Genomic DNA, 19,979 nt, shown 5'->3' with positions numbered 1-19,979 from the left:
ATAATCCCGATTAGATGTCAAGAACTTGCGGTTGCTGTGCCGCGTGGTTGTGCTCGTTGCCAGCGTAAACTTTCAGTTTACGGAACATAGCACGACCCAGCGGGCCTTTTGGCAGCATGCCTTTAACCGCGATTTCAAGCACACGCTCAGGACGGCGAGCAATCATCTCTTCAAAGGTCGCTTGTTTGATACCACCGATGTGACCGGTGTGGTGATAGTACACTTTGTCAGTACGCTTGTTGCCGGTTACAGCAACTTTGTCAGCGTTCAGAACGATGATGTAATCACCAGTATCTACGTGCGGAGTATATTCCGCTTTGTGCTTACCGCGCAGGCGCAGAGCCAGTTCGGAAGCCAGACGGCCCAGAGTTTTACCGGTCGCGTCAACAACATACCAGTCGCGTTTTACGGTTTCTGGTTTAGCTGTAAAAGTTTTCATTAAAAGCTTACCCAAATAAATAAGTTACACGTTGGTGAACACCCAAACGTTTTGTCAGTTGAGGTTCACACGACATTGTCCAGCAAACCTACCCCTTCGAATAGCCTATGCCGGCGCATAGAAAGTTTTGGGAAAAAAACTCTCTCGTAACGTGGGGTCGCAAGATTATAGAGAAGTCAGGGTCAAAGATCGACCCCTTTATGTGATTTGCGGCAGGTTTAACCGGCTAAATGTTCCCGCTTCAAATACTCCTCGCTTTGCATCTCCTGCAGACGCGACAAACAACGCTGGAATTCAAACTTCAGACGCTCGCCCTGGTAGATCTCATATAAGGGAGAGGCCGCACTCACCACCAACTTGACGTGGCGTTCGTAGAATTCATCCACCAGCGCGATAAAGCGTCGCGCCTCGCTTTCCATCAGCGGGGTCATGACCGGCACATCAAACAACAGCACCGTGTGGAACAGACGCGACAGCGCAATATAGTCATGCTGACTACGGGCATCGACGCAGAGCGTGGTGAACGACACCGCCAGCGTTTGGTTTTCGACGGCCAGCGTCGGCAACGGACGATGGTTAATCTCCAGCGTCGGCGCATGCTCACTTTTGGTTCCCGCTAGTGCCAGCCACAGCTTATCCATCTGCTGGCGGGTTTCCTCATTCAGAGGCGACAACCACAAATGCGCCTGCGTTAAGGTGCGCAGACGATAATCGACGCCGGCATCAACATTCATGATGTCGCAATGCTGCTTGATGGCATCAATGGCAGGAAGAAAACGCGTGCGTTGCAAACCGTTGCGATACAGGTCGTCCGGAGGAATATTGGAGGTCGCCACCAGCGTAATGCCTCGGGCAAATAGCGCCTTCATTAAGCCGCCAAGCAGCATGGCGTCGGTGATATCAGAAACAAAAAATTCATCGAAGCACAGCACGTCCGTTTCGGCCTTAAAGCGGTCGGCAATGATTTCCAGCGGATCGCTCTGCCCCTGCAGGGCGGTAAGCTCTTCATGGACGCGCAACATAAAGCGGTGAAAGTGCAAACGCTGTTTACGCCCGCCCGGCAGACTATGGTAGAACAGATCCATCAGCCAGGTCTTCCCGCGTCCGACCCCGCCCCACATATACAAACCACGCACCGGCGGGTTGGTCGGCGACTCACGCTTGCCCAGCAATTTGCCAAAACGCGCCATCAGACCATTCTCCTGCGGGGCAGGACGAGCTGGCGTCGTTAACGCCTGGAAAATGGTTTCCAGTCGATTCACGGCTTCTTGTTGTACGCTGTCGGGCTGATGAGTGCCGTCTGTAAGGGCTTGTTGGTAACGCGATGTCGGGGAAAGGCTTTGCATGATGTTATTGTTATTCCTTGAGAATCGATGTGCCGTCGCTCACGGTTGACGAAAAAAAGGCCGTTCTACATTACGTGATATAAACACGGGATTCCACTTCTACGGGATTAGCGGTTATAGTGGCATAATCAGGCGCAGGCATGGAGCCTACAGCCAACACCCTACGGAAACACAAGACAACGGGAGATGTTCATGACCTGGGAATATGCGCTAATTGGGTTAGTCGTCGGTATCATTATTGGTGCTGTAGCCATGCGTTTTGGTAATCGTAAATTACGCCAACAGCAGGCATTGCAGTACGAACTGGAAAAAAATAAAGCTGAGCTGGAAGAGTACCGCGAAGAGCTGGTAAGCCACTTTGCCCGCAGCGCTGAATTGCTGGATAACATGGCGGACGATTATCGTCAGATCTACCAGCATATGGCGAAAAGCTCGAGCAACCTGCTGCCGGGTATGTCGCCGGAAAACAACCCGTTCCGTAATCGTCTGGCAGAGTCCGAAGCTGGCAACGATCAGGCGCCGGTTCAGATGCCGCGTGACTATTCTGAAGGAGCCTCCGGCCTGCTGCGTAGTGGCGCAAAGCGCGACTAAACGCACATCGTTAAGAAATTTATTGGGCGCAGTAATTGCGCCCTCCGCTTCTCTTCCCGTCCCAGCTATTATTTAGTCGTTAGCCTCATTGTGACCAAACCGAAAATTCAATAACATCAAACTGTTTTGAATCATCTTCCGTTTACTCAAGGTACGAGAGCAGGATCCATGAAAAAACAAACCCAGCTGTTGAGTGCATTAGCGTTAAGTGTCGGGTTAACTCTCTCGGCGCCATTCCCGGCCGTTGCGTCGATTCCCGGCCAGGTTCCCGGTCAGGCTGCGCTTCCCAGCCTTGCCCCGATGCTGGAGAAAGTGTTACCTGCCGTGGTGAGCGTTAGGGTCGAAGGCACCGCTGTTCAAGGACAAAAAGTCCCGGAAGAGTTTAAAAAATTTTTTGGTGATGAGCTTCCCGACCAACCTTCACAACCTTTTGAAGGGCTGGGCTCAGGGGTCATTATTGATGCCGCAAAAGGCTACGTCCTGACCAATAACCACGTCATTAATCAGGCGCAAAAAATCAGCGTTCAGCTTAATGATGGCCGAGAGTTCGACGCGAAGCTGATCGGCAGTGACGATCAGAGCGATATCGCCCTGCTGCAAATTCAACACCCCAGTAACCTGACGCAAATCGCCATTGCCGACTCCGACAAACTCCGCGTGGGTGATTTCGCGGTGGCCGTGGGTAACCCGTTCGGTCTCGGGCAAACCGCCACTTCCGGCATTGTATCGGCATTGGGGCGCAGCGGGCTGAACCTGGAGGGTCTGGAAAACTTTATTCAGACCGATGCGTCCATCAACCGGGGCAACTCCGGCGGCGCGCTGCTTAACCTCAACGGTGAGTTGATTGGCATTAACACCGCGATTCTGGCCCCCGGCGGCGGCAGCATCGGGATTGGCTTTGCGATCCCAAGCAACATGGCGCGCACGCTGGCCCAACAGTTGATGCAGTTTGGCGAAATCAAACGCGGTCTGTTAGGGATTAAAGGTACCGAAATGACCGCCGACATCGCCAAAGCGTTCAATCTGAATGTGCAGCGCGGGGCGTTTGTCAGCGAGGTTCTGCCCAACTCAGGTTCTGCCAAGGCGGGGGTGAAATCCGGTGACGTCATTACCAGTCTCAACGGTAAACCACTCAGCAGCTTTGCCGAACTGCGTTCACGCATTGCGACAACTGAACCAGGAACCAAGGTCAAACTGGGGCTGCTGCGTAACGGTAAACCGCTGGAGGTTGAAGTCACCCTGGATACCAGCACATCATCGTCCGCCAGTGCGGAAATGATCGCCCCTGCGTTGCAAGGCGCTACGCTCAGCGATGGTCAGTTAAAAGATGGCACCAAAGGCATCAAAATAGATAACGTTGAAAAAAGTAGTCCAGCCGCACAGGCTGGTCTGCATAAAGATGACGTTATCATTGGCGTTAACCGCGATCGCGTAAACTCGATTGCCGAAATGCGTAAGGTGCTGGAAGCGAAACCGGCGATTATCGCTCTGCAGGTGGTTCGCGGTAACGACAGTATTTACCTGCTCCTGCGGTAATGCATTAAACCGGACATCAGCCCCCCGTGTGATGTCCGGTTAACTCGTGATATGCTGCTGCCGTTCCCTTTTTTAATGACGCCGCCATCATGTTTGTGAAGCTTTTACGTTCGGTCGCGATTGGTTTAATCGTCGGCGCCATTCTGCTGGCGGCGATGCCCTCTCTGCGCAAAATTAATACCCTTACTACACCGCAGTTCGACAGTGCAGATGAAACGCCCGCCAGCTATAACTCGGCGGTTCGCCGTGCTGCTCCTGCCGTCGTTAACGTTTATAACCGCAGTATGAACAGCACAGCACATAACCAGCTTGAGATCCGTACGCTCGGCTCAGGCGTTATCATGGATCAGCGCGGCTATATCATTACCAATAAGCACGTCATTAATGATGCCGACCAAATCATCGTCGCACTGCAGGATGGACGTGTATTTGAAGCGCTGCTCGTGGGTTCTGATACGTTAACCGACCTTGCGGTGCTGAAAATCAACGCAACTGGCGGCCTGCCGACCATCCCCATTAATAACAAGCGTGTGCCGCACATCGGCGATGTGGTTCTCGCCATTGGTAACCCGTACAACCTTGGGCAAACCATTACCCAGGGGATTATCAGCGCCACCGGCCGTATTGGCCTGAACCCGACAGGTCGGCAAAACTTCCTGCAAACGGATGCCTCCATCAACCACGGTAACTCCGGCGGTGCGCTGGTCAACTCACTGGGGGAACTGATGGGCATTAATACGCTGTCATTTGATAAGAGCAACGACGGCGAAACCCCCGAAGGTATTGGCTTCGCCATTCCGTTTCAGTTGGCGACCAAAATCATGGATAAGCTGATTCGTGACGGGCGCGTGATTCGCGGCTACATCGGCATCAGCGGTCGTGAAATTGCGCCACTGCACGCGCAGGGCGGCGGAATGGATCAAATTCAGGGGATCGTGGTTAACGAAGTGGCTCCGGACGGTCCGGCAGCGCAGGCCGGCATTCAGGTCAACGACTTGATCATTTCAGTCAATAATAAACCGGCGGTATCCGCGCTTGAGACCATGGACCAGGTTGCCGAAATTCGCCCAGGTTCGGTCATCTCCGTCGTCGTGATGCGCGATGACAAACAGCTGACGCTGCAGGTGACGATTCAGGAATACCCTGCGACAAACTGACGTTAGCACCGGATAACGTACTTTATCCGGCTATAAAAGTGTGGTGCATAAAAAAACCGGAGCCAGGCTCCGGTTTTTTATTTTCTGGCAGTTCTTACTTAACGAACTCTTCGCCCAGAGTGATATCTTTCTTCAACGTGTCCAGCATGCCTTCCAGCGCGCTTTGCTCAAACGCACTCAGCTTACCGATAGACTGACGTTCTTCTACGCCGTTTTTACCCAGCAGCAGCGGCTGAGAGAAGAAACGAGCATACTGGCCGTCGCCTTCAACGTAAGCACATTCAACCACGCCTTTTTCGCCGCTCAGTGCGCGAACCAGTGACAGGCCGAAACGTGCTGCGGCCTGACCCATAGACAGGGTAGCAGATCCGCCACCGGCTTTAGCTTCCACAACTTCAGTACCCGCGTTCTGGATACGTTTGGTCAGGTCAGCCGCTTCTTGCTCGGTGAAGCTCACGCCAGGAATTTGTGACAGCAATGGCAGAATGGTCACGCCAGAGTGGCCGCCAATAACCGGGACTTCAACGTCGCCAGGCTGTTTGCCTTTCAGTTCCGCAACAAAGGTATTGGAGCGGATAATGTCCAGCGTGGTCACGCCAAACAGTTTGTTCTTATCGTATACGCCTGCTTTTTTCAGCACTTCTGCAGCGATAGCAACGGTCGTGTTCACCGGGTTGGTGATGATACCGATACATGCTTTCGGACAGGTTTTAGCAACCTGCTGCACCAGGTTCTTCACGATACCGGCGTTGACGTTGAACAGGTCGGAACGATCCATACCCGGTTTACGCGCGACACCCGCAGAGATCAGTACTACATCAGCACCTTCCAGTGCAGGGGTAGCGTCTTCACCGCTGAAGCCTTTGATTTTCACAGCAGTAGGGATATGGCTCAAATCAACGGCCACACCAGGTGTTACTGGAGCGATGTCGTACAGGGAGAGTTCTGAACCTGAAGGCAGTTGGGTTTTTAACAGTAATGCTAGCGCCTGACCGATACCACCAGCAGCGCCGAGGACTGCAACTTTCATCCTAAACTCCTTATTATATTGATAAGCAAAGTGTCTATTGCTCCGCGGCGGCGACCTTAATCCACAAATCCAACGAATACAACAACCACGCGTCAAGAATGCGTAGTCACGCAAATTTGGCTTTTATGCATTTAACTTACGTAAAATAAAACCTAAGTTACGTAATTCAAAAGCACCCGCACAGTAGAGCAACTTTCCAACAGGTGCTGACAATATACCCTACCCGCCTCTCAAAACAACATCAATTTGATAACAATTAATTTACTTTTAACCTTATTTGCGCGCCGTGACACAGGCATGTTTCTTGATAACGAAATTTGATAAAATTCCGCTCTTTCATAACATTATTTCAGCCTTTACCAGGGCAGACCGTTTGCATAAAAATTCATCTGTATGCACAATAATGTTGTTTCTACCGCCATATTACGGGTGACTTATGCGAAGCTCGGCAAAACAAGAAGAATTAGTGAAGGCGTTTAAAGCGCTACTTAAAGAAGAAAAGTTCAGCTCTCAGGGCGAAATCGTCCTCGCATTGCAGGATCAGGGCTTTGATAATATCAATCAGTCCAAGGTTTCACGCATGCTGACCAAGTTTGGCGCGGTGCGTACCCGCAATGCGAAAATGGAAATGGTGTACTGCCTGCCGGCAGAGTTGGGGGTGCCTACAACCTCCAGCCCGCTGAAGAATTTGGTACTGGATATCGACTATAACGATGCGGTCGTGGTTATTCACACCAGCCCCGGCGCTGCTCAGTTGATTGCCCGTCTGCTGGATTCGTTGGGTAAAGCGGAAGGTATTTTGGGAACGATTGCCGGTGACGATACCATCTTCACCACACCAGCTAAGGGTTTTACGGTAAAAGATCTGTACGAAGCCATTCTGGAGCTGTTCGAACAAGAACTGTAATGCCTCCTCCCCGTCGTCTCCCGGCGGGGAAAAACCTCTACTTTCCCCTCTTTGTTCTATTTTCCACTGCCATTCATTTAACAAATGGTGCGTTTAACCACTAAAACTCATTCACACAGTGAATATGAAGGCTGAAAAACGCACATTTTGCAAAATCCAATATCCCATTGATTTTACTTAATTTATTTCTATATAGTAGTTAAAAAGGCTGATTTTAATTCCTTTTAGTTATAAAAAATAATCTTTTTAAAACTTAATAACCACAGAAACAATTAGCGTGGTATTAATTTATCGCGTTATTAGTGTATACTTGATTTTGTGATGAGGGTCACGAAACAAGACCCACAATAAAAGAATTCGACGAGGTAAATATCATGAAAATCAAAACTACTGTTGCAGCTTTAAGCCTTCTTTCTGTTCTCTCTTTCGGTGCAAGCGCCGCGGTTACTCAGGTGAACTCACAAGAAGCACAGAACCTGCAATCCATGGGTAGCATCTCCGTATCTCAAATCGGTAGCTCACCAATGGATATGCGTCAGGCTATCGCCGCTAAAGCTGAAAAAGCGGGTGCCAGCAGCTATCGCGTCACTGAACTCCGTGAAGGTGCTCACTGGCACGCGACTGCAGAACTGTACAAATAAACCCTCGTCGTCTAAACCGACGACTTGCCCCCGCCTGCCGGGGGCTTTTTTATGCCTTACGTTGAGTGACGAACATTAAAACGCAACTGCCCTTCCAGCTCTTCTTCCGCTTCATCGAACAGTAATATTAATGCGCCGTATCGCCTGCGTAGTTTGTCCGGCAAATGGACAAATTCAATCTCCACCGGCAGCGGCAAGGCTTCTCCGGTAACGACCTCCCACAGAGAATCTAAATCGACCACTTTTTCCCGGGCCAGACCAAATGCGCGCGTGAACTCGCGGTAGAAATCACCCTGGTCTTCAATCTCGTCAAAATCAAACGTATAGATGTTCATCTATAGCCACCATCCCGACGCCAGTCACTCTACGGACCACCAATATGCAGGGCCTCCCGCATTTCAGGTAAGTATAGTCATAAAAAAACCGACGCTTCTGGCATCGGTTTCTTGTGCTTAATTGCTGGTGAGCGCGTGCTGGTATTTGTGTAGCATCCCGCTGAGTCGTTTTACCGGTTCCGTCACCTGTGGAGGGGCTTGCCAGATGATTAACTTCTCCTGATAGATCTCAAGCTCTTCCAGCAACTGGCTAAAGTAGCGTCGGCGTTTATCGTCATTTCCTGCTGAAATCACATGATCGGCGGTGCGACGCAGCTGGCGATGGAACGCAGATAAATCCTCATTTACCGGTATCGGCGCATCGCGCAGACGCTGATGCGCGATAATCATTGTCAGCGCCAGACGAAACTTCGCCAGGTCGCCGGGGAATTTGTTCATCAGTAAAAACAGCTGCTGATAAAGCGCCGGAAGGTGGTTTTCTTTACGACGAACCACGTTGGTGGTCATTGCCGCAACCGCCGCGGAGACAAACTGGTTGAGCAACACGCGACCGGTTCTGTCACGCGAGTTATCACGCACCAGCAGAATGACGAGAAACGCCAGCACACAACCAACAATCTGTCCCAACGCACTGTCAAGAAACTGGCTAAAGTGGAAGGTCATAGGATTATCCAGCACGATGATATTAATGGTACTGGCCAGCGCCCCCATCGATCCCAATCGCCGTTTCTGCACCTCGATTCCAAGAAAGAACCCCAGCACCGCCAGGCTCAAACACAACAACAGCATACTTTGCTGCGTGTTGGGGATAATTACCAGAAAATAGAGCGCGCCGAGCGGTAATGCCGCCAGCGTACCGTAGATAAAGTCTATCGCCACCATCCGGGGGTTGGGTAAGCGCATTGCCAACGAGGTGACGACCGCAATCATAACCATCGCGCCGCTGCCGGATGTCCAGCCGGTCCACAGCCAGAACAAGGTTCCCAGCACACAGGAAAGGGTGGTGCGCCAGAAGTTGACCATCGCATGGTGACGTTCGGCTGATTCAACTTTAACCACCGGCTCGCCCTGCAGGATCTCTTCTTCCGTCGCGCTAATTTTTGTATTACTCACCACACCGCGCTTCAGTAACAGGTAGCGCGTCGCCGCACCTGCCCAGCTATAAATCGTTACCGGTGTTTCACGTTCGCCGGTCCAGACAATTACCCGACGCATCCGCTTCAACTGTTTATGGACATCCTGCACCGTTTCAACCGGTGTGTCGAACAACTCGCGGAAGGTGTCAGTGATCAGTTCCGGGCGGGTATTTTGAATAAGGTAAGTTTCACAGGACTGAGTAATAAGCGTGAGCGACAGCGTGTTTAATGCTTTGAGCCTGCGATTAGCACGCACCCAACGTGAAGACTCCATATTGAGGTTGCTGCGCATCCCCTCCAGCGCCGCCGTGCGACGGACTAAATCGCCCCAGGCTTTGTCCACTTCTTCACTGTCGCCATGCTTTATACACAACTGCATAAGCTGATACTGCGCCACCAGCAGGCTGTCCAGTTCGACATCAATTTCCTGTTTCACCGAGCGGGGCGAAAAGAGCAGATCGGCAACAATGGCGCAAACAATCCCCATCACAATCTCGCTGCAACGTTCGAGCGCAAATTGCGGCGTCAACAGCGGTTCTGCCTGGATAGTAATGACGATGATCAGCGCCGTATAGCCCGAAAGCCCCCAGGCATAGGAATTCTCGATCTTCACTAGCGACGAGATCCAGGTACAAAAACCGGCCCAGATACAACACACCAGGATCATCAATAACGGGGCGCGGATCATGCTGATAATAATGATCAGTGCGGCAATACAGCCAATAAATGTCCCGACGATACGCAGCATCCCGCGATAGCGGATAGCGCCTGAATAGGGTTCCCCACCGGCGGCAAAAGCCGGGCCAGCGGCCACAATTGCCGCGGTCAACACCGCCCAGCGCGGGGTCTCAAGCTGAAAGTGAAAACCAACGAACAGCGCCAGGACAATCGCGCACGCCAGTTTTACCGCGAAGCGGATATGCTGGTTGGCAATGGAAAAAATACCCATCGCAATTAACCGAACTCGCGCAGGCGGTGCGCCATTTTACGGAAGAAGGATTCCTGACTGGCATCGCGATCCTGCTTACCGGTGATAACAACGGTAGCCGTCGTCCCGGCTGGCCACAGGGTTCCCTGCTGCTCATCAAGACGAATGCGCACCGGCACACGCTGTGCCAGACGAACCCATTCAAGATTGGAATCAATGGTCGCCATACCTTTTGCGTCCCGCGTGCTGCTGGCATTCGTTACGCCAGCCGCCACGCTATCAACGGTACCCTTCAACACATTATTGCTACCAAGCGGGGTAATTTCAGCGCGATATCCAGGGCGTACGCCTTCCAGCTTGGTTTCTTCCATATACGCCAGGACATAGAACGAATGCTGTTTTACCAACGCCACCGCCGTGGAGCCACGGGTAATAAATTCGCCGCTGTAGACATTCAGGTTAGTCACCCAACCATCCGCTGGAGCACGAATAACGGTACGTTCAAGATCCAATTTTGCCAGATCGCGGGTCGCTTGTGCCTTCGCCAACTGGTGTAATACGGTTTGCAGTACGTTGTTAGACTGATCAATCTCTTCACGAGACATGGCCTGCACGCCCAGACGGTTACGACGACCGGCTTCCTGACGTTTTTCCTGCGCCAGAACCTGGTAATAAGAGACGTCGGCTTCGGCCTGTTCGAGGGCTTTTTGATAGCGCGGCTGGTCGATGGTAAACAGGACCTGATCCTTTTTCACCAGTTGGTTATCATGGACGTTAACGTTGGAAATAAGACCCGCAACGTCCGGCGCAATGGCGACGACATCTGCGCTGAAACGCGCGTCACGCGTCCACGGCGACTCGGTGTAGAACACCCATGCGCGGAAAATAGCGATGAAGGCCAGAATGACCAGTACGAGAGTCATGGCCGTACGGGAGAGTTTTTTTGTTAGTGTTTTCACTTCAACCTCAAACGAACAGGCGCGTTATTAAATAGAACAGGCAGCAATACAGCGCGGTGTTAAACAGAGCCGGATGCCAGACAAAATCATAGATGCCAGTGGGAACCAGCACCCGGCGCACCAGCCAGAAAATCGCCAGTGACAAAAGCAATTCGAAAAAAATCGGTGGGAAGGACAAACCAAACACCACGATAACGGGAAACAGACTCATGTTGACCTTGGTAGCTTAAGAGAGTGCAGGTGATAGATTTTCTAGCGTATGTCACCGCAGAGAAGGGCAAGGATGAGCCAGGCGAGAGCGACATAGCCGTTATTTGAATAATAATATATTAACGTAACTGTTATGCTGTTATCTATATTATGTGATCTAAATCACTTTTAAGCCAGAGTGAATAATGGAACGATTAAAACGTATGTCGGTGTTCGCCAAAGTTGTCGAACTGGGCTCCTTCACCGCCGCCGCAAGACAGCTGCAAATGAGCGTTTCATCGATAAGCCAGACGGTCTCTAAACTGGAAGATGAACTACAGGTCAAGCTGCTAAACCGCAGTACGCGCAGCATTGGGCTAACCGAAGCCGGTAAAATTTATTATCAGGGCTGCCGTCGAATGCTGCACGAAGCGCAGGATGTGCATGAGCAGCTGTATGCCTTTAATAACACTCCTATCGGCACGTTGCGTATTGGCTGTTCTTCAACCATGGCACAAAATGTCCTCGCCGGGCTGACGGCGAAAATGCTGAAAGAGTACCCCGGCCTGACGGTAAATCTGGTCACCGGCATCCCGGCACCGGATTTAATTGCTGATGGCCTGGATGTGGTTATCCGCGTCGGCGCGTTACAAGACTCCAGCCTGTTTTCACGTCGTCTGGGAGCCATGCCGATGGTGGTCTGCGCCGCTAAAAGTTATCTCGCCCAGTTTGGCGTCCCGGAAAAACCTGCCGATCTCAGCAATCACTCATGGCTGGAATACAGCGTTCGCCCGGATAATGAATTCGAGCTTATCGCCCCGGAGGGGATCTCCACCCGCCTGATTCCAGAGGGGCGCTTCGTCACTAACGATCCGATGACGCTGGTGCGCTGGCTGGCCGCAGGCGCGGGCATTGCTTATGTACCATTGATGTGGGTGATCAATGAGATCAATCGCGGCGAAGTGGAGATCCTGCTTCCCCGCTACCAGTCGGATCCGCGTCCGGTCTATGCGCTGTATACCGAAAAAGACAAACTGCCGCTTAAGGTTCAGGTAGTAATTAACTATCTGACGGATTATTTTGTCGATGTGGCGCAGCTGTTCCAGGGAATGTATGGTCGAGGGAAAGAGAAATAAGAAGAGTCCTGGCCGGATAAGGCGTTAACGCCGCATCCGGCAAGATGCCCGATGGCACTGACGCTTATCGGGCCTGGATCATGATGTTATGCGGTGCCGCCGACCGTCAAATTATCGACCTTCAGCGTCGGCTGACCCACGCCAACCGGCAGGCTCTGGCCTTCTTTCCCACAAACGCCTACGCCGTTATCCAGTTTCAGATCGTTACCCACCATCGAAATTTGCTGCATCGCTTCGATACCGGAGCCAATCAGCGTCGCGCCTTTCACCGGTTTGGTCACTTTACCGTTTTCAATCAGATACGCTTCGGACGTCGAAAACACAAATTTCCCGGAGGTGATATCCACCTGGCCGCCGCCAAAGTTAGGCGCATAAATACCGTATTCGACAGATTCGATAATTTCCTTCGGCGTAGACTTCCCTGGCAACATATAGGTGTTGGTCATACGAGGCATCGGCAGATGCGCGTAAGATTCACGGCGTCCGTTCCCCGTAGGTGCCACGCCCATCAGGCGCGCATTCAGTTTGTCCTGCATGTAGCCTTTCAGAATACCGTTTTCGATCAGCACGTTATACTGGCCCGGCGTACCTTCGTCATCAATAGCCACGGAACCACGACGGTCCGCCATGGTGCCATCATCCACAACGGTACACAGTTCTGACGCGACCAGTTCACCCATATGGCCGCTAAATACGGAGGTGCCACGGCGGTTAAAGTCGCCTTCCAGACCATGACCGACCGCTTCGTGCAGCAGAACGCCAGGCCAGCCAGCGCCGAGTACCACCGGTAACGTACCGGCCGGCGCAGCTACCGCCGAGAGATTGACCAGCGCCATGCGTACAGCCTCTTTCGCCCACGCGTCGGCACGAACGTCACCATCAAGATCGCCAAGGAAATAGTCATAGCCAAAGCGACCGCCGCCACCGCTCGCGCCGCGCTCACGTTTACCGTCTTCTTCGACCTGTACGCTGACCGACAAACGCACCAGTGGACGGACATCCGCGGCCAACGTACCGTCGGTCGCCGCCACCAGAATCAGCTCATAAACACCGGTCAGGCTGGCGGTTACTTCCTGAACGCGCTTGTCGGCAGCACGCGCAACGCTGTCAACGCGACGCAGAATATCCAGCTTCTCTTCGCGGCTCATGCTCTGTAATGGATCGACCGAAGTGTAAAGCGCCTGATGCTCTACCGCACCCAGCGTTTTTACTTTGCCATCGCCGCTGTCGCGCACAATAGTCCGGGCAGCATGCGCACTTTGCTCCAGCGCCAGCAGGCTAATCTGGTCTGCATAGGCAAACCCCGTTTTTTCGCCGCTGATGGCACGCACGCCAACACCCTGATCGATATTGTAAGAACCATCTTTAATGATGCGGTCTTCTAAAACCCAGGATTCGTGATAGCTCGACTGAAAATAGAGATCGCCGTAATCAAGACGGCGTTCGGCCAGTTGGCCCAGGATGGCAAACAGATCCTGATGTTTCAGGCCATTCGCCGCTAGCAATTGTTCACTTACCAGGTTCAGACTCATCGTTTTGGTTACTCATTTAATTCTGCCGGATGGCGGCAAAAACGCCTTATCCGGCCTACGTTGTTAGGCTACTGTAGGCCGGATAAGCGCTGCTCCATCCGGCAATACTATGTACTGAGATTGGGGCAATTACTTGCCCCCGTCAAATCATTGCTGGCTTTCTTTGCGCGGCTGACGCAGAACTTCGTTAATCTGCGGCTTATCAACCGGACCGGTGATACGGTAACGCAGAATCGAAACTTTACTCCACAGCGGTCCCAGAACCTTACTGGCGGCAAACACCGCCGCGCCGACAATCGGGTTAACGGCGAACGCGGCGGCAACCCCAACGGTGGCAGAAATTTCAGGTGCGACAACCGCTTCCATATCCAGTTCACGGCGTACCAGATTCACCGAGCCTTTCATCGCGATGTCGGCTTCCAGACCGTCCACCAGCGTGTCGTCGGTATGCATCACGCCATCTTTAATCCACGCCGTGCTGCGAATAGAGTCGAAATAGAAGCCTTCACTGAAGGTATCGCTAAAATCAAAGCGCAGTTTACGTAGCAACGCGTCAAAGCTTAACAAGCGTAACAGCTGCCCCGCATGTCCGGTACTAAGTTCGGTAAGTTCACCTTTGCCCAACCGGGTGCGCAAAATCCCATTCAGCGACGCTTCATCCGGATCCCACGGTGGATTACGCCAGTGCAGGTCGTACTCCACATTGAATGAAGAGTTACGAATCGGCGTCGATACGCCAAAGAAACCGGCGGCAGAGTCAATTTTTTTGCCGTTCAGTTTTCCCTTCAGTGACGTACGCTCTTTACCCGGCACATTCACCCATTCGCCGTCGGCTGTCAGTCTGGCAAAGCCGGTATCCAACAGACCGTTGCTCAACGTGAGCGTATCGCCTTTGATCGCCACATCGGCATCAATACGTCCATATTTCTGTCCCCACAGCCAACACTCTGCACAGCGGAGCTGAACATCCGGCCAGCCACGAAAGCTGACGTTATTGATGGTAGAGAAAGGCGACGCTGGCGCTGTACCGGGAGACGGCTTTGCGGCGCTCGGGTTGTAATAAAGATATTTAATGTTCGCCAGCCACGGGGCGTTATTGCGCATAGCCAGCGTGGCGTTAATCTCACGCCCCTGCGCCTGCACGCTGGAACCGCTGCCCGAAGGCTCAGACACAATACTCAAATTATTCCACTGCTGCCCCCCCAGAGACAACGATGGCGTACGTACCGTGATACGCTGTGGGAAGTTGGCGTTCGAGCCAACGTTATCCGCAGCGCCTTTCTGGAACAATGCCAGCCATTGCGCGCCATCCATAGGGGGAAGATTGAGTTCAATGCCTTGCTGATCGGGTAATGCGGGCACGGTGCGGCTTTCCGACGTCCAGATAGCGCGGTCAAGGGTCAGCTTCTGATTCAGCAGCCAGTGACTGTTAAAGTGATTCTTGCTCCCTGCGTTGCCGATGAGATCAAAGCTACGCAGATTGCCGTTGGCTTTCACGTTTACCGGCAGAGCCTCGCCGGCCGCCTTATTCAGTGGAGCGGGTAAGTGACTACTTACATTCTTCAGGTCACTCTTTAACGCAATGTCGTAGGTCGCCCCGGCATGGTACGGAAGATTGATGCCCACCTTGCCATTCCACGCCATACTGCCGCTTAACGCATCGTTCACCTGCGGCGGCAAAATCCCCATACGGTTTGGCTGCCAGTCGCCTTGCAGATTCACCGCCACCTGATAGGCTTTAGCCCCTTCGGTAGTGGAAAAGTCGACGTTCAGCGGCTGATTAAACCAGTTTGCCGTCATCGGCTCGCTCTGCAGATCGCCGTTCACAAAGCTGAATTTACCGGTCAAATTCTTCAACGTGCTGTCGAGCGGTTTAATAAACAGACTGTTATTACGCAGATTGACGTCACCTTTGGCCGTAACCAGCGAGCCATCCAACGGGATATCGAGATGTAAGCGAGCATTCACATCTCCATCAATCTGCAACTGTTCAAGCGTGGCGCCAAGAGAATCTTTTAGCGGCGTATCATCAAAATAAGGTCCAACCGCTTTGCCCGGCCCGTTGATGTCGGCATCAATCAGCAGCTTTTCTTTTGCATAGTCGGGAATATTGGCCGTCAGGTTACTGGCTTTTACGCCGCCTAAATTAACGCCATCCGTTTTCATCCACAGACCGTCGTTAATGAAGTTCAGTTCAATATTGAGGTCAGTCAACGCAGGCCAGTCGGGCTGGAAGGCGAATTTAGCATTGCGTAGCGGCACCAGGACCTGAAACTGCCCTTCATTGTGCAGATACGGGAACAAATGCGGGTTGCCGCCATACACCAGCGTGGCATTATCCGCTTCGCCACCCTGAATCGCGCCGCTGAGGTAGTCAACCAGCTCTTTGCCCATCAGATTTTCCGGGAAGTAGCGCCAGGCCTGAGAGCCGTCATCAGTACTGATCCCCGCCAGAATGCCTAACCATGGCTCGTCACCGGTCGGTTGCAGATAGCGAAAACCTCCGCGCGCATGTACCGCTTTCGCTTTGACATCAATGTTGCGCCCATCTAACTGAAAACCTTTATCATTCTTCAGCCAGCTTAGCGTCGCCACGCCGTTTTCTATTTCCAATGGTGCGCGGAAGACAGTCTCATACGGCATGCGGGCTTGCTTGATGGAGGCAGTAAGCGCACCATTTTCCACGCTGCCCGCCAGCGTACCAGAGAAATGCTCAGCCCCCGGTAACAACTTCCACTGTTTCCAGGCCAAATTGGTCCATGCAGACTGAAAGCGGGTTTTTTCTGTCGCCTGTAACGGGATATCCAGCGCCAGCACATCTATTTTGCCGCTCGGCTGCGTGGCGCGCCAAATATCACCCAGCGCAGGCGATAACCTTGAGGCCATCGGGCGCAACCCTTCTAATCCAGCCAGTTCCAGATTACTGGCACGAATACGAAGCTCGTCGCTGCGCTTGTTATTCTCACCACCGACTTCCCGCTCCGGGATCCAGGCCAGCGTTAACGCACCGCTCGGCCAGGGTTTATCATCCATGGTGATACGGGTATCGGGAATAGAGAATTGCCAGCCCGGTTGTTCCCGGCTGATGTGCGCCGTCAGGTTATCAACAGAGAGCGTATGCGTGCGGTTTTCACCCAGCCAGCTGGCACCGCCTTTTTTCAGCCAGACATCCCCCCCGGAGACGACGCCTTTATTGATCGTCATCCATGCTTCCAGGCTAAAACGCGCGGTTTGCAGCGCGACATTATCCTGCATCCATTTGCCCAGCCACGGTTTGACGTCAATGTCGTCGGCCTGCAACCAGACCCGACCATTATTCAATAGCCCATTATCGTCGCGCAGATCCATGCGCACCTGCATAACGCCATGCTGCCCAGTCAGACTGGAAAGACTGACCTGACCCTCAGCACGATGCCGGTTTTTACCGTTCAGCCAGGTAAGCTGAGGAATCGCCAGTTCCGCGCGCTGGCCTGAGAGGGTTAAAAAGCTAATTTGACTGTCGCGGAGATCGAAATGATCAAACTGACGCAGGAAGAGATCGCTGAGGTGACCCGCTTCAATTCCATCTCCGCTTTCACTACTCTGGATGGGGGTATTGGTGCGCAACTGCAGTTGCCAGAAGGTGAGATCGCGAAACTGCCAGCGCATGTGCAACAAACTTTGCCAGACATCCAGCGCTAACGTGACGCGTTTTACCGAAAACTCACCGCCGTCTTTGAGCTGCGCGTGGATATCACGCGCCTCAAGCGTAGGGCCGAAATTTTGCCAGTTGGCGGAAAGTTGGCTGGCAGAAACGGGCAGACCGGTCGCGGATTCAATCTTACTGAGAATGGCCGGACGCCAGCTATCAAGATGAGGTAGCGCAAGGCGTAGTCCACTGACCAGCAGCGCTGCAATGACAACGAATGCGGCTCCAGTGAGCAGTAATATCCCCGGCAATCGCCTCACGCGCCTCTCCTTGTCTGCAAAAAAATGTGACTCACACCCCTTGAGTGTATATTGCCGGATGGCTGCGCTTGCGCCTTATCCGGCCTACATGCGCTGGTGCTACTACTCAATTACATCATTACGACGTCGAACTGCTCCTGGTTATAGAGCGGTTCAACCTGGACTTTGACCTGTTTACCCACAAAGATTTCGACTTCTGCCAGCGCATGCGACTCTTCGCCTTTCAGGGTTTCCGCCACTGCCGGAGATGCATAAACCAGGAAGCGATCGGAGTCGTATGCATGGTGTACGCGGACAATTTCGCGCATGATTTCATAGCATACTGTTTCCACCGTTTTCACGGTACCGCGTCCATGGCAGGTAGGGCACTCATTGCACAGCACATGCTCCACGCTTTCACGCGTACGCTTGCGCGTCATCTCTACCAGGCCCAGCTGTGAAAAACCGTTAATACTGGTTTTTACGCGGTCCTTGCTCAGAGCCTGCTCCAGAGAGTGCAACACCCGGCGCCGATGGTCTTCATTATTCATGTCGATAAAATCGATAATGATAATGCCGCCCAGATTACGCAAACGCAGCTGACGCGCAATGGCCTGCGTTGCTTCAATATTAGTATTAAAAATAGTGTCGTCGAGATTACGATGTCCAACAAACGCGCCGGTATTGATATCCACGGTGGTCATCGCTTCGGTTTGATCGATGATCAAATAGCCGCCGGATTTCAGCTCAACTTTGCGTTCAAGCGCGCGCTGGATTTCATTCTCAACGTCAAAGAGATCGAAAATGGGCTGACGTCCGCTGTAATGCTCCAGCTTGCTGGTCATCTCGGGAATGTACTCCGCCGTAAATTCCAGCAACGCCTCATAGGTCAGGCGAGAGTCGACGCGGATCCGATCAAGCTGGGCATCGGCAAAATCACGCAAAACGCGCTGCGCCAGCGCCAGTTCGCCATACATCTGATAGCGCGTTTGCGGGCGTTTTTTGCGCTCCATGACTTTCGTCCAGACGCGCTTCAGGTAGGCAGCATCCGAGGCCAGATCCTCTTCGCATACGCCTTCCGCCGCCGTACGAATGATAAATCCGCCCTGCTCATCACAGTAATCGGCAACCACTTTTTTCAGGCGTTCGCGTTCGGTTTCGCTTTCGATACGTTGGGAAACGCCAACGTGCGATGCACCCGGCATAAATACAAGATAACGGGAAGGCAGCGTAATGTCCGTCGTCAGGCGGGCGCCCTTAGTTCCCAGTGGATCTTTTACCACCTGCACCATCAAATCCTGGCCCTGGCGAACCAGTTCAGAAATGTCGCGTACGGTGAACTGTTTTTGTTCTTCACCGGCCACGCATTCGGTATGCGGCATGATGTCTGAAGCGTGAAGAAATGCGGCTTTATCCAGTCCAATATCTACAAAAGCCGCCTGCATACCCGGAAGCACACGACTTACACGACCTTTGTAGATATTGCCTACGATTCCACGTCGCGCCTCACGTTCAATATGAATTTCCTGCAGAATACCGCCATCAATGTAAGCCACCCGTGTTTCCGATGGCGTTACGTTTACCAACAATTCAGCCGTCATGTTTATCCCTTTGCTCACGCAGTGCGTTAAAATTGGTCAGCAACTCATACGTTTCTACCAGCGGTAAGCCGACTACGGCGTGATAGCTGCCATTTATCTTCCTGACAAAACAGCCACCCAACCCTTGAATACCGTATGCACCTGCTTTATCCATTGGTTCACCGCTGGCAACATAACCCGCGATGTCCTCATCGGTGAGTGCTCTGAACGTCACTTCCGTCACTACCAGACAGTCCAGACTGTGCTGGCGATCGGCTAATGCCACGGCGGTCATGACCTGATGCGTGTTGCCCGACAGTTTACGCAGCATTGCGGCGGCATGGGCGGCGTCGTGCGGTTTTTCCAACACTTCGCCGTTAAGAATAACAATGGTATCCGCACCCAATACCGGCAAATCGCGCTGCGCCAGCGCAACGCCAGCCTGCGCTTTTTCGCGCGCCAGACGAGAAACGTACTGCTGCGCGCTTTCCTGCGGGTGCCGCTGTTCTTCAATCCCAGGAATCAGCCGTTCAAACGTAACACCAAGTTGAGCGAGCAGTTCCTGACGACGTGGAGAACCTGAAGCAAGATACAGAGTATTCATATCAAC

Annotated in this window: 17 protein-coding genes; 6 read left to right on the top strand and 11 right to left on the bottom strand. The window is 52.7% G+C overall.

Going from position 1 to position 19,979, the window contains the following annotated elements; all coding sequences use genetic code 11:
• Positions 1-10: 10 nt before the first annotated feature.
• Both rplM and zapE read right to left on the bottom strand, forming a co-directional pair.
• Entirely contained in the window at positions 11-439 is a 429-nt protein-coding gene (gene rplM, locus FDW92_RS02010; protein ID WP_003025141.1) for a 50S ribosomal protein L13, read from the bottom strand.
• A 218-nt stretch (positions 440-657) separates the two neighbouring features.
• The gene (gene zapE / locus FDW92_RS02005) at positions 658-1,785 is read right to left on the bottom strand and encodes a cell division protein ZapE (RefSeq protein WP_042311321.1); all 1,128 of its coding nucleotides are present in this window, start codon (positions 1,783-1,785) and stop codon (positions 658-660) included.
• A 192-nt stretch (positions 1,786-1,977) separates the two neighbouring features.
• Here zapE and zapG point away from each other — a divergent pair, with 192 nt between their 5' ends.
• From zapG to degS, 3 genes are all read left to right on the top strand, one after another.
• On the top strand, positions 1,978-2,376 hold the full coding sequence (gene zapG, locus FDW92_RS02000) for a Z-ring associated protein ZapG (protein ID WP_003025147.1): 399 nt from the start codon (positions 1,978-1,980) through the stop codon (positions 2,374-2,376).
• 168 nt (positions 2,377-2,544) lie between these two features.
• Positions 2,545-3,912, top strand: coding sequence for a serine endoprotease DegQ (gene degQ, locus FDW92_RS01995; RefSeq protein ID WP_042311323.1), 1,368 nt, complete (start codon positions 2,545-2,547; stop codon positions 3,910-3,912).
• Positions 3,913-4,001: 89 nt separating this feature from the next.
• Positions 4,002-5,069, top strand: coding sequence for an outer membrane-stress sensor serine endopeptidase DegS (gene degS / locus FDW92_RS01990; RefSeq protein WP_042311325.1), 1,068 nt, complete (start codon positions 4,002-4,004; stop codon positions 5,067-5,069).
• A 94-nt stretch (positions 5,070-5,163) separates the two neighbouring features.
• Here degS and mdh read toward each other — a convergent pair whose 3' ends face one another.
• Positions 5,164-6,099: a malate dehydrogenase gene (mdh, locus tag FDW92_RS01985; RefSeq protein ID WP_038634337.1), complete on the bottom strand. Its 936-nt coding sequence runs from the start codon at positions 6,097-6,099 to the stop codon at positions 5,164-5,166.
• A gap of 436 nt (positions 6,100-6,535) precedes the next feature.
• On the opposite strand from mdh, the gene argR reads away from it, so the two are divergent.
• Both argR and yhcN read left to right on the top strand, forming a co-directional pair.
• Positions 6,536-7,006 carry a transcriptional regulator ArgR gene (argR, locus tag FDW92_RS01975; protein ID WP_003025162.1) on the top strand — a complete coding sequence of 157 codons (471 nt, stop codon included), beginning with the start codon at positions 6,536-6,538 and terminating at the stop codon, positions 7,004-7,006.
• Between the two features lie 374 nt (positions 7,007-7,380).
• Positions 7,381-7,647, top strand: a complete 267-nt coding sequence (gene yhcN, locus FDW92_RS01970) for a peroxide/acid stress response protein YhcN (RefSeq protein WP_042311328.1) — start codon at positions 7,381-7,383, stop codon at positions 7,645-7,647.
• A gap of 56 nt (positions 7,648-7,703) precedes the next feature.
• Here yhcN and FDW92_RS01965 read toward each other — a convergent pair whose 3' ends face one another.
• From FDW92_RS01965 to aaeX, 4 genes are all read right to left on the bottom strand, one after another.
• Complete coding sequence (locus FDW92_RS01965) at positions 7,704-7,982, bottom strand: hypothetical protein (RefSeq protein ID WP_042311330.1); 279 nt, start codon at positions 7,980-7,982, stop codon at positions 7,704-7,706.
• Positions 7,983-8,099: 117 nt separating this feature from the next.
• Positions 8,100-10,067, bottom strand: coding sequence for a p-hydroxybenzoic acid efflux pump subunit AaeB (gene aaeB, locus FDW92_RS01960; RefSeq protein WP_042311332.1), 1,968 nt, complete (start codon positions 10,065-10,067; stop codon positions 8,100-8,102).
• Between the two features lie 5 nt (positions 10,068-10,072).
• The gene (gene aaeA / locus FDW92_RS01955; protein ID WP_042311334.1) at positions 10,073-11,005 is read right to left on the bottom strand and encodes a p-hydroxybenzoic acid efflux pump subunit AaeA; all 933 of its coding nucleotides are present in this window, start codon (positions 11,003-11,005) and stop codon (positions 10,073-10,075) included.
• 7 nt (positions 11,006-11,012) lie between these two features.
• Positions 11,013-11,216: a p-hydroxybenzoic acid efflux pump operon protein AaeX gene (gene aaeX, locus FDW92_RS01950; protein ID WP_003025177.1), complete on the bottom strand. Its 204-nt coding sequence runs from the start codon at positions 11,214-11,216 to the stop codon at positions 11,013-11,015.
• 184 nt (positions 11,217-11,400) lie between these two features.
• Here aaeX and aaeR point away from each other — a divergent pair, with 184 nt between their 5' ends.
• Positions 11,401-12,330 carry an HTH-type transcriptional activator AaeR gene (gene aaeR, locus FDW92_RS01945; protein WP_038634351.1) on the top strand — a complete coding sequence of 310 codons (930 nt, stop codon included), beginning with the start codon at positions 11,401-11,403 and terminating at the stop codon, positions 12,328-12,330.
• A gap of 86 nt (positions 12,331-12,416) precedes the next feature.
• Here aaeR and tldD read toward each other — a convergent pair whose 3' ends face one another.
• The 4 genes from tldD to FDW92_RS01925 form a co-directional block, all read right to left on the bottom strand.
• Positions 12,417-13,862 (bottom strand): metalloprotease TldD, encoded by a 1,446-nt coding sequence (gene tldD, locus FDW92_RS01940; protein ID WP_042311337.1) that lies wholly within the window; start codon positions 13,860-13,862, stop codon positions 12,417-12,419.
• A gap of 147 nt (positions 13,863-14,009) precedes the next feature.
• Positions 14,010-17,810, bottom strand: coding sequence for an AsmA2 domain-containing protein YhdP (yhdP, locus tag FDW92_RS01935; protein ID WP_042311340.1), 3,801 nt, complete (start codon positions 17,808-17,810; stop codon positions 14,010-14,012).
• 110 nt (positions 17,811-17,920) lie between these two features.
• Positions 17,921-19,390 carry a ribonuclease G gene (gene rng, locus FDW92_RS01930; protein ID WP_003828822.1) on the bottom strand — a complete coding sequence of 490 codons (1,470 nt, stop codon included), beginning with the start codon at positions 19,388-19,390 and terminating at the stop codon, positions 17,921-17,923.
• Positions 19,380-19,973 (bottom strand): Maf family protein, encoded by a 594-nt coding sequence (locus tag FDW92_RS01925; RefSeq protein WP_042311341.1) that lies wholly within the window; start codon positions 19,971-19,973, stop codon positions 19,380-19,382. Before FDW92_RS01925 ends, rng begins: the two co-directional genes overlap by 11 nt.
• Between the last annotated feature and the right edge of the window lie 6 nt (positions 19,974-19,979).

Source organism: Citrobacter sp. wls706, assembly GCF_005281305.1.
GTDB classification, from domain to species: domain Bacteria; phylum Pseudomonadota; class Gammaproteobacteria; order Enterobacterales; family Enterobacteriaceae; genus Citrobacter; species Citrobacter werkmanii.
Note: the sequence above shows the minus strand (reverse complement) of the source record. Positions and strands in the feature narration are given on the sequence as shown.